Below are 15,629 nucleotides of genomic sequence, written 5' to 3' on the forward strand. Positions count from 1 at the left end.
ATTCTTACGGGTGAAGGTATCGCTCGAAAGGGGACAGGAAGCGGGTGTTCCGCTGCCGTGGGGCTCCCCCTGTGGACGACGGCGGCCCGTTGTCGGTGGCGGCGGATACGGTGTCGCTCATGGCTGCCCGTACGAAAACCGCCAAGGACCGGCCGTCCTACCGCTGCACCGAGTGCGGCTGGCAGACGGCCAAGTGGCTCGGCCGCTGCCCCGAATGCCAGGCTTGGGGGACGGTCGAGGAGTACGGCGCGCCCGCCGTCCGGACCACCGCGGCGGGGCGCGTCTCCACCGCCGCGCTGCCCATCGCCCAGGTCGACGGCCGGCAGGCGACCGCCCGGTCGACCGGCGTCGACGAGCTGGACCGGGTCCTCGGCGGGGGCCTGGTGCCCGGCGCCGTCGTGCTGCTCGCGGGCGAGCCCGGCGTCGGCAAGTCCACGCTCCTGCTCGACGTGGCGGCCAAGGCGTCCAGCGACGAGCACCGCACGCTGTACGTCACGGGCGAGGAGTCCGCGAGCCAGGTCCGGCTGCGCGCCGACCGGATCAACGCGCTCAGCGACCATCTCTACCTGGCGGCCGAGACCGATCTGTCCGCCGTCCTCGGGCACCTCGACGCCGTGAAGCCCTCCCTGCTGATCATGGACTCGGTGCAGACCGTCGCCTCCCCCGAGATCGACGGCGCGCCCGGCGGCATGGCCCAGGTCCGCGAGGTCGCGGGAGCCCTCATCCGGGCGTCCAAGGAGCGCGGCATGTCGACGCTCCTCGTCGGCCACGTCACCAAGGACGGCGCCATCGCGGGCCCGCGGCTCCTGGAGCACCTGGTCGACGTCGTGCTGAGCTTCGAGGGCGACCGGCACGCGCGGCTGCGCCTGGTCCGGGGCGTGAAGAACCGGTACGGGGCGACCGACGAGGTCGGCTGCTTCGAGCTGCACGACGAGGGCATCACGGGGCTCGCCGACCCCTCCGGGCTCTTCCTGACCCGGCGCGACGTGGCCGTGCCCGGCACCTGTCTGACGGTCACCCTGGAGGGCCGCCGTCCGCTCGTCGCCGAGGTCCAGTCGCTGACGGTGGACTCCCAGATCCCCTCCCCGCGCCGGACGGTCTCGGGTCTGGAGACCTCGCGGGTCTCGATGATGCTGGCGGTCCTGGAGCAGCGCGGCCGGATCAGCGCGCTGGGCAAGCGGGACATCTACAGCGCGACCGTCGGCGGGGTGAAGCTCACCGAGCCCGCCGCCGACCTGGCGATCGCGCTCGCGCTGGCCTCCGCCGCGAGCGACACCCCGCTGCCGAAGAACCTGGTCGCGATCGGCGAGGTCGGGCTCGCGGGCGAGGTGCGGCGGGTGACGGGGGTGCAGCGGCGGCTCGCCGAGGCGCACCGGCTCGGGTTCACGCACGCGCTGGTCCCGGGCGATCCGGGGAAGGTGCCGGCGGGGATGACGGTGACGGAGGTGGCGGACGTGGGGGACGCGCTCCGGGTGCTGCCGCGGAGCCGTCGGGCGAAGGCGCCTCAGGAGGCGGCCGGCCACTGATCGAGCCCGCGCCTCGGGGGTGTCGCTAGACTTTGCCCTGGTCTCGCCCATCCGTACGAGCCGGAGGAGTGCAGTGGCAGCCAAGGACGGGGCAGCAGCTCCCGGAAGGTCCGGCGCAGGCTCCGGCAACGAAGCGCTGATGCGCGCCGCCCTGAGCGCGGTCGCGCCGGGTACCGCGCTGCGCGACGGCCTGGAGCGGATCCTCCGGGGAAACACGGGCGGTCTCATCGTGCTCGGCCTGGACAAGACGGTCGATTCGATGTGCACCGGCGGTTTCGAGCTGGACGTCGAGTTCACCGCCACGCGCCTGCGTGAGCTGTGCAAGCTGGACGGCGCGCTCGTCCTCGACAAGGACATCACCAAGATCCACCGCGCGGGTGTGCAGCTGGTCCCGGACGCCTCCATTCCCACCGAGGAGACCGGCACCCGCCACCGCACCGCGGACCGGGTCTCCAAGCAGTGCAGGTTCCCGGTCGTCTCCGTGTCGCAGTCGATGCGTCTGATCGCGCTGTACGTGGACGGGGAGCGCCGGGTCCTGGAGGAGTCGGCCGCGATCCTGTCCCGCGCCAACCAGGCGCTCGCGACCCTGGAGCGGTACAAGCTGCGGCTCGACGAGGTGGCCGGCACGCTCTCCGCCCTGGAGATCGAGGACCTGGTCACGGTCCGGGACGTCACCGCGGTCGCGCAGCGCCTGGAGATGGTCCGCCGGATCGCCACGGAGATCGCCGAGTACGTGGTCGAGCTCGGCACCGACGGGCGACTGCTCTCGCTCCAGCTCGACGAGCTGATCGCGGGAGTGGAGCCGGAGCGCGAGCTGGTGATCCGGGACTACGTGCCGGAGCCGACGGCGAAGCGTTCGCGGACGGTCGCCGAGGCACTCACCGACCTGGACGCGCTCACCCACACCGAGCTGCTGGAACTTCCCGTCGTGGCGCGGGCCCTCGGCTACAGCGGTTCGCCGGAGACCCTCGACTCGGCGGTCTCGCCGCGCGGCTACCGGCTCCTGGCGAAGGTGCCGCGGCTGCCCGGCGCGATCATCGAGCGGCTCGTGGAGCACTTCGGCGGGCTGCAGAAGCTCCTCGCGGCGAGCGTGGACGACCTCCAGACCGTCGACGGCGTCGGCGAGGCCCGGGCCCGCAGCGTCCGCGAGGGCCTGTCGCGGCTCGCGGAGTCCTCGATCCTGGAGCGGTACGTCTAGCAGTACCGATCAGGCAGAGGTACCGCTCAGTCCTTGGTACCGCTCAGTCCTTCGCCAGCGTGAACGAGGCCGGGGGCACCTTCGTGCCCGGCATCGTGGCTTCCGCGAGGTACGTGCCGGGGCCGGCCTGGCCCGCCGGGGCGCTCGCGCACTGCGGGGCGCTGCGGCCGCGGTCCCATTCCACGGTGTGGGTGATGGTGGCGTGCGCGGGGACGCGCAGCAGGACCGGGTCGCCGGGGCGCGGGCAGTCGGCGGTGGACCAGACCTCGTCGTCCCGGGCGTCGCTGATCGTCAGAACCGCGCTGCGGGGCCCGAAGTCGGCCTTGCAGGTGGTGTTCGAGGTGTTCTTGGCGACGAGGTGGAAGCGCGGCTTCTCCCCGGCCTCGTAGGCGAGCTTGCTGGTGCGGAGCGTCAACTGCAGTGCTCCGGCGGGGCAGTTCGGGAGCGGGGAGTCGGCCGGGACCTGCTGGCCCGCGCCGGTGCCCGCGCCTCCGTCGCCGCCGGCTCCGTCGGTGTCGCCGTTCTTGCCGGTGCCCGCGGTGCCGCCCGCGTCCGTACCGGCGTCGGTTCCGGCGTCGGCGCCCGCGCCCTCGTCCGTACCGGAGCCCGCGGAGCCGCCGTTGGCGCCGGAGTCGCCCGACTCGTCGCGTCCGCCGGGCTGTTGGCTGATCGCCGGGCCGGTGCCGGAGGGTCCCGGGGTGATCGAGGGCGGGGTCGGCGACGAGCCGTTGGCGGCGTCGTTCGTCTTCTTCCCGCCGCCGTCACCGGAGGTGACGGCCCATACGGCGAGCAGCGCGAGAAGCGCCACCAGGCACAGCGCCACCGCCCTCCGTCGCCAGTAGATGGTGGAGGGAAGCGGCCCGACCGGATTGCGCAAAGATCCCACGACCCGAACCTTACGAGAGATCCGGCCCAACTCCCGCCCCACCCGCCGCCCGAGACCTCAAGTTTTGCCGATGATCACATCCGTCGGTTCCGGGAACTTTTCTCGCAACCCCGCCGGAAACCGTAGGCAACCGGCGCGAATCGCAGCCCCCCACTTTCGTCGGGGGTCGCTCTGGCCGTTGGCCCGGGGCGGCGGACTCCGGATTCCGGTTAGCGTCATGGACCATGAACACCCTCCTCGACCTCTCCGACCGTCTGTATCTCGACGTCGCCGACTTCGCCCACTCCACGCCCACCTGGTTCCAGGACCTCGCCACGGTGTGGACGGAGCTCGGGCTGCTGCTCTTCGGCGTGCTGTTCCTCGCCGGCTGGTGGCGCTCCCGGGAGGGGTCGAGCCGGGCGATGGCGCTCGCGCTGCTCGCCCCGGTCGCCACCGGTTTCGGATACGTGGTGAGCGAGGCGGCGAAGTCGCTGGTCGACGAGGAACGTCCGTGCCGCGCGGTCGCCGGCGCGCCCTACGCGCTCGTCACCTGCCCGCCGCACGGCGACTGGTCCTTCCCCAGCAACCACTCGGCCATCGCGGGCGCCGCCGCGATCGCGCTCGCGCTGTCCTGGCGGGGGATCGTCTGGCTGACCGTGCCGATGGCGCTGCTCATGGCCTTCTCCCGGGTCTTCGTCGGGGTCCACTACCCGCACGACGTGACCGTCGGCCTGCTGCTCGGCGCCCTGGTCGCCTTCCTCGTGATGCGGCTGGCGGAGCGGCCCGTACGGGCCCTGGTGGAGACGGCCCGGTCGAGCCGTAACTCTTCCGTGGTGTGGTGCGCGGGGCGCGGGCCGAGTGCACACGCCTCCGCGCACGCCCCCGCGCACTCCGAGCGGCGCTCGCGGGCACGCCACGGCGCGCACTGATCGCGCCGGGGACGTGCCAGGATCGGGGGTGCCATGACTTCCATCGACACTCCCCCGACTTCCGAGGCCCCCGTCCCCCCGGCGCTCCCCGCCGAGCTGCACGGGCCCGTCCTCGCCTGGTTCGACCGGCACGCCCGTGACCTGCCCTGGCGCCGCCCCGAGGCCGGTGCCTGGGGCGTCATGGTCAGCGAGTTCATGCTCCAGCAGACCCCGGTCGTCCGGGTCCTCCCCGTGTACGAGCAGTGGCTGGCGCGCTGGCCGCGCCCGGCCGACCTGGCCGCCGAGGCCCCCGGCGAGGCGGTCCGCGCCTGGGGCCGGCTCGGCTATCCGCGCCGGGCGCTGCGGCTGCACGCGGCGGCCGTCGCCATAACGGAGCGGCACCACGGCGACGTGCCCCGCGACCACGGTCAGCTGCTCGCGCTGCCCGGCATCGGGGAGTACACGGCGGCGGCGGTGGCCTCCTTCGCGTACGGGCAGCGGCACGCCGTCCTGGACACCAATGTGCGCCGGGTCTTCGCGCGGGCGGCGACCGGCGTCCAGTACCCGCCGAACGCGACCACGGCAGCCGAGCGGCGGCTCGCCCGCGCGCTGCTGCCGGAGGACGAGTCGACGGCGTCCCGCTGGGCGGCGGCTTCCATGGAGCTGGGCGCGCTGGTGTGCACGGCGAAGAACGAGGACTGCGGGCGCTGCCCGATCGCCGAGCGGTGCGCCTGGCGGCTCTCGGGGAAGCCGGCGCACGACGGGCCGCCGCGGCGGGGCCAGACGTACGCCGGGACCGACCGTCAGGTCCGCGGCCGGCTGCTCGCCGTGCTGCGGGAGTCGGCGGAGCCGGTGGCGCAGGCGGCCCTGGACGCGGTCTGGGACGAGCCGGTGCAACGGGCCAGGGCCCTGGACGGTCTGGTCGCGGACGGTCTCGTCGAGCCACTGGACGGCGGCCGGTACCGGCTGCCGCTGTCCTGATCCGCCGGGTGGGCTGCTGAGGCCCGCTCTCCTCGGGACAGGGCGTCGAAACCTTCTCCTCCCCCGTTGTTACACAACCGATGGGTAGCCGTGCGTCGACCGACGGCTGCCCCGCACAGCCCCGTGACAACCGCTCCGTAGCGTCATCGACGACACGAGGAACGAAGCAGGTCACGGGGATCGGAGGCGGTTCGGATGAGGCACGGCGAGGTGCTCGACTTCGAGGAGTACGTACGCACGCGGCAGGACGCGCTGCTGCGCAGCGCCCGCCGTCTCGTGGCCGACCCCGTCGACGCCCAGGACCTGCTCCAGACGGCCCTCGCCCGGACGTACGGCCGCTGGGACGGCATCGCCGACAAGTCCCTCGCCGACGCCTACCTGCGCCGGGTCATGATCAACACCCGGACGGAGTGGTGGCGCTCCCGCAGGCTCGAAGAGGTGCCGACCGAGCAGCTGCCCGACGCGAGCATCGACGACCCGACCGAGCAGCACGCCGACCGGGCCCTCCTCATGGACGTCCTGAAGGTCCTCGCGCCCAAGCAGCGCAGCGTCGTCGTCCTGCGGCACTGGGAGCAGATGAGCACGGAGGAGACGGCCGCGGCGCTCGGCATGTCGACCGGTACGGTGAAGTCGACGCTCCACCGCGCGCTCGCCCGGCTCCGCCAGGAGCTGGAGAGCCGTGACCTCGACGCCCGTGCCCTGGGGCGGACCGGGGAGCGGGCGACCGTACGAGGTGACGAAGGGGGGCGGGAGCGGTGCGCGGCCTAGACGGCGAACCCGACGGCAGACCACACGGAGACCACCACGGGGTGAGCGGCGGCGACGACCGGTACGAGACCGGGCGCCGCCGCCCGCGCCGTACCGTCAAGGCGGCGAGCGTCACGGCGACGGCCGGGCTCGTCGCCGTCGGGCTGTCCCTGGCCGCCTGCTCCACCGGCGGCACCGGCTCCCGCGACGAGGGCGCGGCCCGCACCGACGAGATCGCCGCGGCGGCGCCCACGCCCTCCGTCTCCGCCACCGCGGGACCGCAGTCGGCCGAACGGGTGGATCCGATCGCGCTCCTGAAGGGCGATCCGAAGATCGGCCAGCGGTTCAAGAGCGATCTGAAGCCGTGCGTCGCCGACGCGTACCCGGTGGACGCCTCCTACGGCAACCTCACCAACGCCCCCGCCCCCGACGTCGTCGTCAACGTGATGACCTGCGGTGACGCCGTCGGCATCGGCACGTACGTCTACCGCAAGCAGAGCGACCGGTACGAGAACGTGTTCATGACCGAGGACGCGGCGGTCTACGCCACGATCGACCGGGGCGACCTCGTCGTCACCAAGCAGGTGTACGCGAAGGGCGACCCGGTCGCGTATCCCTCGGGCGAGGACGTGATCACCTATCGGTGGTCGGGGAACAGGTTCACCCAGCACGACTGGGTGCACAACGACTACAGCCAGGCCGTCGGCGACGGCGAAGGCGCACAGCCCGCGCCGACCGCGCCCCCCGCAGGCTGAGCCGTGGACCGAGAGGCCGACCGGGCCGAGAGGCCGACCGAGCCGTGGACCGAGAGAACGCACCGACCCCGAAGGGCACGCACGATGGCCGAAACCCATGTCCTGTTCGTCGAGGACGACGACGTCATCCGTGAGGCCACCCAGCTCGCCCTGGAGCGGGACGGCTTCCGGGTGACCGCCATGCCCGACGGGCTCTCCGGCCTGGACGCCTTCCGGGCGCAGCGGCCCGACATCGCCCTCCTCGACGTGATGCTTCCGGGCATGGACGGCGTCAGCCTCTGCCGCCGCATCCGCGACGAGTCGACCGTGCCGGTCATCATGCTCTCGGCGCGCGCCGACTCGATCGACGTCGTGCTCGGCCTGGAGGCCGGGGCCGACGACTACGTCACCAAGCCCTTCGACGGCTCCGTCCTGATGGCCCGCATCCGGGCCGTGCTGCGCCGCTTCGGGCACGCCGGCGGGGTCGGCGCGGGTGAGAGCGAGGAGCCTGCGGACGGCGGCGGGCTGCTCTCCTTCGGCGACCTGGAGGTCGACACCGAGGGCATGGAGGTCCGCAAGGGAGGGGCGCCGGTGGCGCTGACCCCGACCGAGATGCGGCTGCTCCTGGAGTTCTCGTCGGCGCCGGGCACCGTGCTGTCCCGGGACAAGCTCCTGGAACGGGTCTGGGACTACGGCTGGGGCGGGGACACCCGGGTCGTGGACGTCCATGTGCAGCGGCTGCGCGCCAAGATCGGCCAGGACCGGATCGAGACCGTGCGCGGCTTCGGCTACAAGCTCAAGGGCTAGCCGGTGCAGGTGAAGCTGTTCCCGCTCCGTACCGGGGTCCGCTGGAAGATCGCCGTCGCCATCGCGGCGGTCGGCGCGCTCATCGCGGTCACCCTGAGCGTCGTCGTGCACAACGCCGCCCGCATCTCGATGCTCGACAACGCGCGCGAGGTGCAGATGGAGCGGCTGCTCTTCGCCCAGCGGATGTACGAGACGTCGAAGCCGAAGGAGCCCCGCTTCGGCACGAAGATCAACGATCCGGCGCTGCCGCCGCAGCTCGACCAGCTGATGCGGGACAAGCGGCGCGGGACGTACGTGCAGCAGCACCGGCACGGCGGGCCGCCGGACGTGTGGGCGGCCGTGCCGCTCGCCAACGGCGACGTGCTGTCCCTGCACATCCCCTTCGCCGACCGCAGCGCGACGATCATGAGCGATCTGGACCGGGCCCTGGTGATCGGCTCGGTGTCGGTGGTCTTCGGCGGCTGCGCGCTCGGCGTGCTCATCGGCGGGCAGCTGTCGCGGCGGCTGCGGAAGGCCGCGGTCGCGGCCGGCCGGGTGGCCCAGGGCAACACGGACGTCCGGGTGCGGGACGCCGTCGGCGGAGTCGTACGGGACGAGACGGACGACCTGGCGTGGGCGGTCGACGCCCTGACCGATGCCCTGAACGAGCGGATCGAGGCCGAGCGCCGGGTCACCGCCGACATCGCGCACGAGCTGCGCACCCCCGTCACCGGGCTGCTCACGGCGGCCGAGCTGCTGCCGCCGGGGCGTCCGACCGAGCTCGTACGGGACCGGGCGCAGGCCATGCGGACGCTGGTCGAGGACGTCCTGGAGGTGGCCCGGCTCGACAGTGCCTCGGAGCGGGCCGAGCTCCAGGAGATCGCGCTCGGCGAGTTCGTGGAGCGGCGGGTGCGGGCCCTGGACCCGGAGGTCGAGGTCCGGGTCGTGCACGAGTCCTGGGTGAACACCGATCCGCGCCGCCTGGAGCGGGTCCTGGGCAATCTGCTCGCCAACGCGGCCAAGCACGGCAAGCCGCCGGTCGAGGTCACCGTCGAGGGCCGGGTGGTCCGGGTCCGCGACCACGGTCCGGGCTTCCCCGAGGCGCTCCTCAAGGAGGGCCCGAGCCGGTTCCGTACGGGGACGAGCGACCGCGCGGGGCAGGGCCACGGTCTGGGCCTGACGATCGCCGCGGGTCAGGCCCGGGTGCTCGGCGCCCGGCTGACCTTCCGGAACGTGGCCGCGGAGGGGGCTCCGGACGGGGTGGGCGGCGCGATCGCGGTGCTCTGGCTGCCGGACCACGCGCCGACGAACACGGGCAGCTTCCCGATCCTGCGGCTGCCGGAGTGAGGGTACGAAGCAGGGGCCGGAGTGAGGGTACGAAGCAGGGGCCGGAGTGAGGCGTACGACAAAGGGGCCGGGTCCATGAAAGGACCCGGCCCCTTTGTCGTACCTGCGATCAGACCGTCTCGGCGACCTTCGGCGCGTCGTCGCCGGACTCCGCCTTCGGGGCCGCGGCCGGTCCGGCGCCGCGGAGCGCCACCTCCTTGACGAAGAAGGCGAGGACGAAGCCGAGGACGGCGACGGCGGAGGCGACCAGGAAGGCGCCGTGGGTGCCGGTGGCGACGGCGTGCTGGTAGGCCTCGCGGAGCGCGGCCGGCAGCTTGGCGAGGCTCGCCGCGTCGAGCTGGGCGGTCCGCTCGGTGAGCCCGCCGCCGCCGCGGGACGCCATCTCGTCCTGGACGCGGCTGGTGAAGAGCGCGCCCATGATCGCGACGCCGAAGGAGGAGCCGAGCGTCCGGAAGAGGGTGGTGGAGGAGGAGGCGACGCCCATGTCCTTCATCTCCACGCTGTTCTGGGCGACCAGCATGGTGATCTGCATGAGGAAGCCCATGCCGGCGCCGAGGACGGCCATCCAGACCCCGGAGACGAGGCGCGAGGTGCCGGTGTCCATGGTGGAGAGCAGGAAGAGGCCGGCCACCATGAGCGCGCCGCCCACGATCGGGAAGATCTTGTACTTGCCGGTGCTGGTGGTGAAGCGGCCGACGAGCAGCGAGACGACCATCATCGACATCAGCATCGGCAGGAGCAGCAGGCCGGAGTTGGTGGCCGAGGCGCCCTGGACGGACTGCTGGAAGATCGGCAGGTAGAGGACCGCGCCGAACATCACGAAGCCGGTGATGAAGCCGATCAGGGACATCAGGGTGAAGTTGCGGCTGCGGAAGATGTGCAGCGGCATGATCGGGTCGCTCGCCCGCGTCTCGACGAAGAGGAACGCGGCGAGGGCGGCGGCGCCGCCGACCGTCAGGCCGATGATGGTGGCCGAGCCCCAGGCGTACTCCGTGCCGCCCCAGGTGGTGACGAGGACGATCGCGGTGATGCCGGCGGTCAGCAGCGCGGCGCCGAGGAAGTCGATCCGGGTGCCCGTGGCGCGCTGCTTCTTCGGCAGGTGCAGGACGGTGGTGAGCATGGCGAGGGCGACGGCGCCGAGCGGCAGGTTGATGTAGAAGGACCAGCGCCAGCCCCAGTGGTCGGTGATGGTGCCGCCGACGAGGGGGCCGCCGATCATGGCGAGGGCCATGATTCCGGCCATCATGCCCTGGTACTTGCCGCGCTCGCGGGGCGGGATCAGGTCGCCGATGATCGCCATGACGCCGACCATGAGGCCGCCGGCGCCGAGGCCCTGGACGGTGCGGAAGCCGATGAGCTGCCCCATGTCCTGGGCCATGCCGCTGAGCGCCGAGCCGATCAGGAAGATCACGATCGAGGTGAGGAAGACGCCCTTGCGGCCGAACATGTCGCCGAGCTTGCCCCAGAGGGGGGTGGAGGCGGCGGTGGCCAGGGTGTAGGCCGTGACGACCCAGGAGAGGTGCTCCAGACCGCCGAGCTCGCCCACGATCGTCGGCATCGCGGTGCCGATGATCATGTTGTCGAGCATCGCGAGGAGCATCGCGATCATGAGGGCGAGAAGGACGACGCGTACGCTGCGCGGCTGCTGCTCCGCAGCCTCCCCCTCCGCTGCTTGAACGTTCTGTTTCGTCGCCATGTCCGTCCCTTACTTGCCGCCCGGCTAGTTACTACACTGAGGACGGTAGGCCGGTAACTAGCCGGGCGTCAAGTAAGTTTTCTGGAAAGTGGAGACCCGTCATGGCCCGAGGCAACACCCGCCAGCGCATCCAGGACGTGGCTCTCGAACTCTTCGCCGAGCAGGGGTACGAGAAGACCTCGCTGCGGGAGATCGCGGAACGTCTGGACGTCACGAAGGCGGCGCTCTACTACCACTTCAAGACCAAGGAAGACATCATCATCGGGATCTTCCAGGACCTCGCGCGCCCGATCGACGACCTGGTCGCCTGGGCGGCCGAGCAGCCCCGCACCCTGGAGACCAAGCAGGAGATCCTGCGCCGCTACCAGAAGGCCCTGCGCGCCGCGGCCCCGCTGTTCCGCTTCATGCACGAGAACCAGGCGACCGTGCGCGACCTGAGCATCGGGCTCACCTTCAAGGAGCGCTTCATCGCGCTCAACCAGTTCATCCAGGAGCCCGACGCCCCGATCAAGGACAAGGTCCGCGCCGTGAGCGCGATCTTCACGCTGCACGCCGGGACCTTCTTCATGGAGAACGTCGAGGGCGACCTCGAGGAGAAGCAGGAAGCCGTCCTCGAGGTCGCCCTCGATCTGATCGAGCAGGCTCAGCAGGGCTGAACCGGCCGGGTGCGTCAGACGCCGACGCCGTGGGCCCGCAGGAAGGCCATCGGGTTGACGGCGGAGCCGTAGTTCGGGGTCGTACGGATCTCGAAGTGCAGGTGGGGGCCGGAGGAGTTGCCGGTGTTGCCCGAGAGGGCGATCTGCTGGCCGGCGGAGACCTTCTGGCCGATGTAGACCTTGATCTTCGACAGGTGGGCGTACTGGGAGTACGTGCCGTTGGCGTGCCTGATCACGATGGCGTTGCCGTACGCGGGACCGTCGCCGCCGCCGTTCGGGCCGGCCTTCACGACGGTGCCCGCACCCGCGGCCTTGACCGGGGTGCCGACCGGGACGGCGAAGTCCTGGCCGGAGTGCTTGTGGGCCCACATGGCGCCGCCCTGGTTGTAGCTGGCGCTGAGGGTGTACGAGGTGACCGGCTTGACCCAGGCCGGGGTCGCCTTCTTGACGGCCTTCACGGGCGCGGCCTTGACGACGGCGACCTTCGCGGCGGCGACCTTCGCGGCGGCGGCCTTGGCGGCCGCGGCCTTCACCTGGGCGGCGAGGTGCGCCTGGGCGTCGGCCTGGGCGGCGACGGCGGCGGAGGCGGTCAGGGCGACCGGGGCCGCGGCGACCTTGCCCTCGGCGGCGAAGGCGGACCCTGCTCCGGCCACCAGCGTCGCTCCCAGACCCGCGGTGGCGAGAGCAACGGCGGTGATACGGGCGGCGGGGTTCATGACGCGCTTCGACATACGGGGGAAAACCTCCGGGACGTACGGGACCCGACGCGGACGGTGCGCTGCGTCGGGCTTGCTCATCCTTGGTAACCCGGACCCCCAGACATCCCAAAACACCCCATCTACGACATGGCGTCGTAGCGATCTCCGGGGAAGTTCACCCCTTGACGACCCCGGAGAGGGCTCGCGAAAACGGACATAACGAGACAAGAGAATCGGTTTACGCGCACGTCGTGGGGGGCCGGAAGTGCCCGAAACGCTGCCTGGCACCCGGTTCGGGACCCTCTGGGACCTACGTCCCGACGGTTCACACCTGAACGTCCCGAATCGACACCAAAGGTCGCCACTATTCCAGTTAGTACCCCTCGAAACGCCTGTGCGCCTTGTCACCAGCGCCCCGCCCCGAATGGGACCTGGGTCACGCAACCGAGCCGCCCGGAACCCCGTCCCGCACTAGGCTGACCGCTTCGGGAATCCACGGGGGGACACATATGGAACCGGCACTCATCGGCACACGCCTCGCCTCGGCCGCGATCGGCCCACTGCTGAAGAAACTGCTGGTCAGCGACGGTCCAGGCGCCGGTCTCACGGGGCCGTCGGACAAGATCCGGCTCTCCTCCCTGGTCTCCTTCCGCGGCGAGAAGCGCACGCTCACGGAGAAGGACGTCCGGAAGCTGGCCGCCACCCTCGTCGGACGCTCGACGGGCGGCCCCGGCGAAGCGCCCTTCCCCGCCGACGAGACCGAGGCGGTGACCGACAGCCTCGCCACGACCCTCCTGGCCCTCGGCGACCTCGACATGGACGACGTCCAGGCCGTCCGCCTGGGCCACCGCGACCTCGCCCGCCGCCTGCGGGCGGCGGCCCCGGCTCCCGACGGCCTCTCCACGGACTCGGTCCTCTACCTGGAGTCGATGACCGAGTGGGCCTGCCTCCACCTCCTGGAGTTCTTCACCCAGCGCTCGACCTTCATCGCCCGCAGCCTGGTGGAACAGACCCGCGCCCAGGCCGAGCTCATCGCGAAGATGGACGAGGTCATCCGCCGGACGCCCCGGGCGGACTCCCGCGACGCGGACTTCGAGCACCGCTATCTGGAGCACCTGGCGAAGAAGCACGGCCGCCTCACGATCTACGGCATCGACCTGCACCACTCCCCGGACCGGTGGCCGCTCGACCTCGCCTATCTGTCCCTGGAGGCGACCGGCGAGGCGCCCGACTTCTTGATGTACGACGAGGCCGGCGACCTCATCCCGCAGCAGCGGGAACAGGCCGTCCGCGCCGACCTCGCCCTCGCCCGGCACGACAGGGTCCTGCTGCGCGGCCTCGCGGGCTCGGGCAAGACGACCCTCGTCCAGTGGCTGACGGTCTCGGCGGCGACAGAGGGCGGCGCCGCGGACGGGATGACGTACCTGCGGGGCCGCATCCCCTTCGTCCTGCCCCTGCGCGCCCTCACCCGCCACGGCGAGCGGCTCCCCGCCCCCGACCACTTCCTGTCCGCCGCCGGCTGCCCGCTCACCCCGCCCGACGGCTGGGCCGACCGGGTCCTCGCCGCCGGCCGGGCCGTCGTGCTCGTCGACGGCATCGACGAGATCCCCGAGGCGGAACGCGGCCGGGCCCGCGAGTGGCTCCGGAGCCTCCTGGACACGTACGAGGGCAACCGCTGGCTCGTCACCTCACGCCCCACCGCCGTACGCGACGACTGGCTCGCCGGGGACGGCTTCACCGAGCTGACCCTCTCCCCCATGACCCGCGCCGAGGTCGCCACCTTCGTACGCCGCTGGCACCGGGCCGCGGGGCCGGAGGCGGAGCCGTACGAGCAGCCGCTCCTCGACGCGCTGCGCACCGCCGAGCACGTCGCGCAGCTCGCCACCAACCCCCTCATGTGCGGGCTGATCTGCGCCCTCCACCGCGACCGGCGCGGCTTCCTGCCCCGCGGGCGCAAGGCCCTGTACGAGGCGGCCCTGTCGATGCTCCTCGCGCGGCGCGACCGCGAGCGGGACATGGGAGCCCCGACGGGCATCGCCCTCGACGAGGCCCCGCAGATCCAGCTGATCCAGCGCCTCGCGTACTGGCTGACGCTCAACGGCCGCACCCAGATGGACCGGGCCCACGCGGAGTCGCTCGTACGGGAGGCGGTGCCGGCGGTCCAGGAGGCGGCGCAGCATCCCCCGGAGAAGGTCTTCACCCACCTCCTCCACCGCAGCGGCCTCCTCCGCGAGCCGACCGCGGACACGGTCGACTTCGTCCACCGCACCTTCCAGGACTACCTGGCCGCGAAGGCCCTGGTGGACCGCTGGGACATCGGCGTCCTGGTCCGGCACGCCGCCGACGACCAGTGGGAGGACGTCATCCGCATGGCGGTGGGGCACGCGCGGCCGCGGGAGTGCGAGGAGATCCTGCGGGGGCTGCTGGCGGAGGCCTCTTCCGCCGAGGACCGCCACGACCAGCTGCGCATTCTGATGGTCGCGGCGACCGCACTCGAAAGCGCCACGGAGGTGTCCCCCGACGTGCGGGACGAGATCACGGCCCGTACCGCCGCGCTGATCCCGCCCCACTCGGAGGACGAGGCCCGTGAGCTCGCGCTGGGAGGCCCGACAGTGCTCCGGCTGCTGGGCGGACCCGAGGAGCTGAGCGAGGAGCACGCGTACCACTCGGTGATCACGGCCTCTCACATCAGGGTGGACGCGGCGCTCCCCTATCTGGCCCGCTTCGCCGATCACTCCTCACTGCGGATCCGTGCCCAGCTGATGCACGCCTGGCCCCGCTTCGAGCCGCGCCCCTACGCCGAGGAGATCATCGCGCGACTCGATGCCGGCCGGCTCCGGTACTTCGTCCAAGGTGACGAGCACGCGGACGAGCTCATCCGGCTCGGCCTGCGCCCCGACCTGCTGGAGGTCAGCGACTCCGTGTCGGACGAGGGTCTCGCCCGGCTCCTCGCCGCATGCGATCCCGTGACCCTCCGGATGTGGCGGTCGGGACGCCGGCCCAGCCTCTCCGCGCTGTCCGCACTGACGCGGCTGGAGTCCCTCACCCTCGGCCTCGATCCCCAAGCCGGATGGTCCGTCGCGGACCTGCCGACAGGCGCGCCACTCGACCTCCTGCAGCTGCCGCACACCTGGCCCGAGGACGGGTTGGAGACACTCGGACGGCTCCGGAGCCTGACCTCGCTGAACCTGTGGAAGGCACCGTATGCACGTGCCGATGCGTGGCGGGGGCTCGCCAAGCTCTCCACGGTGCACACCCTCTGGATCGACGAGGGGGATCTCGTCGAGTGCCCGGAAGGGATCACTGTGGAGTCGGTGCGGACCGTCCGCCTGACGCACGAGCGCGAACCGGATCTCCGCAGGATCGAGGCGATCTTCCCCTCGCTGGACACGCTCGAACTCACGAGCGGCGAGGAGCGGCTCGAACGGCTCCTCCTTCCCTGACGGCACAGGGAAAAGGGGCGGCCCCGGAACCCATTGGGTTCCGG

Annotated in this window: 13 protein-coding genes; 10 read left to right on the top strand and 3 right to left on the bottom strand. The window is 72.0% G+C overall.

Annotation, left to right across the window (positions count from 1 at the left end):
* Window positions 1–119: 119 nt before the first annotated feature.
* The gene (gene radA, locus ACWGN5_RS36720) at window positions 120–1,526 is read left to right on the top strand and encodes a DNA repair protein RadA (RefSeq protein ID WP_453522743.1); all 1,407 of its coding nucleotides are present in this window, start codon (window positions 120–122) and stop codon (window positions 1,524–1,526) included.
* A gap of 73 nt (window positions 1,527–1,599) precedes the next feature.
* Complete coding sequence (gene disA / locus ACWGN5_RS36725; RefSeq protein ID WP_453522744.1) at window positions 1,600–2,724, top strand: DNA integrity scanning diadenylate cyclase DisA; 1,125 nt, start codon at window positions 1,600–1,602, stop codon at window positions 2,722–2,724.
* A gap of 43 nt (window positions 2,725–2,767) precedes the next feature.
* On the opposite strand, the gene ACWGN5_RS36730 is transcribed toward disA, so the two are convergent.
* Entirely contained in the window at window positions 2,768–3,610 is an 843-nt protein-coding gene (locus tag ACWGN5_RS36730; protein WP_453522745.1) for a hypothetical protein, read from the bottom strand.
* A 224-nt stretch (window positions 3,611–3,834) separates the two neighbouring features.
* On the opposite strand from ACWGN5_RS36730, the gene ACWGN5_RS36735 reads away from it, so the two are divergent.
* From ACWGN5_RS36735 to cseC, 6 genes are all read left to right on the top strand, one after another.
* Entirely contained in the window at window positions 3,835–4,518 is a 684-nt protein-coding gene (locus tag ACWGN5_RS36735) for a phosphatase PAP2 family protein (RefSeq protein WP_453522746.1), read from the top strand.
* A gap of 33 nt (window positions 4,519–4,551) precedes the next feature.
* Window positions 4,552–5,478 (top strand): A/G-specific adenine glycosylase, encoded by a 927-nt coding sequence (locus ACWGN5_RS36740; protein WP_453522747.1) that lies wholly within the window; start codon window positions 4,552–4,554, stop codon window positions 5,476–5,478.
* Between the two features lie 195 nt (window positions 5,479–5,673).
* Entirely contained in the window at window positions 5,674–6,246 is a 573-nt protein-coding gene (locus tag ACWGN5_RS36745) for a SigE family RNA polymerase sigma factor (protein ID WP_369144891.1), read from the top strand.
* The gene (locus ACWGN5_RS36750; RefSeq protein ID WP_453522748.1) at window positions 6,234–6,980 is read left to right on the top strand and encodes a hypothetical protein; all 747 of its coding nucleotides are present in this window, start codon (window positions 6,234–6,236) and stop codon (window positions 6,978–6,980) included. The genes ACWGN5_RS36745 and ACWGN5_RS36750 overlap by 13 nt, the downstream gene beginning before the upstream one ends.
* An 84-nt stretch (window positions 6,981–7,064) precedes the next feature.
* A complete protein-coding gene (gene cseB, locus ACWGN5_RS36755; RefSeq protein ID WP_453522749.1) occupies window positions 7,065–7,766 on the top strand; it encodes a two-component system response regulator CseB in 702 nt (233 codons plus the stop codon).
* A 9-nt stretch (window positions 7,767–7,775) separates the two neighbouring features.
* Window positions 7,776–9,092 (top strand): two-component system sensor histidine kinase CseC, encoded by a 1,317-nt coding sequence (cseC, locus tag ACWGN5_RS36760; protein ID WP_453522756.1) that lies wholly within the window; start codon window positions 7,776–7,778, stop codon window positions 9,090–9,092.
* A 109-nt stretch (window positions 9,093–9,201) separates the two neighbouring features.
* Here the strand turns inward: cseC and ACWGN5_RS36765 are convergent, their stop codons facing one another.
* A complete protein-coding gene (locus ACWGN5_RS36765) occupies window positions 9,202–10,788 on the bottom strand; it encodes an MDR family MFS transporter (protein WP_453522750.1) in 1,587 nt (528 codons plus the stop codon).
* Between the two features lie 101 nt (window positions 10,789–10,889).
* Between ACWGN5_RS36765 and ACWGN5_RS36770 the strand changes: the two genes are divergently transcribed.
* Window positions 10,890–11,444, top strand: coding sequence for a TetR/AcrR family transcriptional regulator (locus ACWGN5_RS36770; protein WP_453522751.1), 555 nt, complete (start codon window positions 10,890–10,892; stop codon window positions 11,442–11,444).
* Between the two features lie 14 nt (window positions 11,445–11,458).
* Here the strand turns inward: ACWGN5_RS36770 and ACWGN5_RS36775 are convergent, their stop codons facing one another.
* Window positions 11,459–12,175 (bottom strand): M23 family metallopeptidase, encoded by a 717-nt coding sequence (locus tag ACWGN5_RS36775; RefSeq protein ID WP_453522752.1) that lies wholly within the window; start codon window positions 12,173–12,175, stop codon window positions 11,459–11,461.
* A 476-nt stretch (window positions 12,176–12,651) separates the two neighbouring features.
* Between ACWGN5_RS36775 and ACWGN5_RS36780 the strand changes: the two genes are divergently transcribed.
* Window positions 12,652–15,585, top strand: a complete 2,934-nt coding sequence (locus ACWGN5_RS36780) for an NACHT domain-containing protein (RefSeq protein WP_453522753.1) — start codon at window positions 12,652–12,654, stop codon at window positions 15,583–15,585.
* The last annotated feature ends 44 nt before the right edge of the window (window positions 15,586–15,629 follow it).

The organism is Streptomyces sp. NPDC055815 (assembly GCF_053616475.1).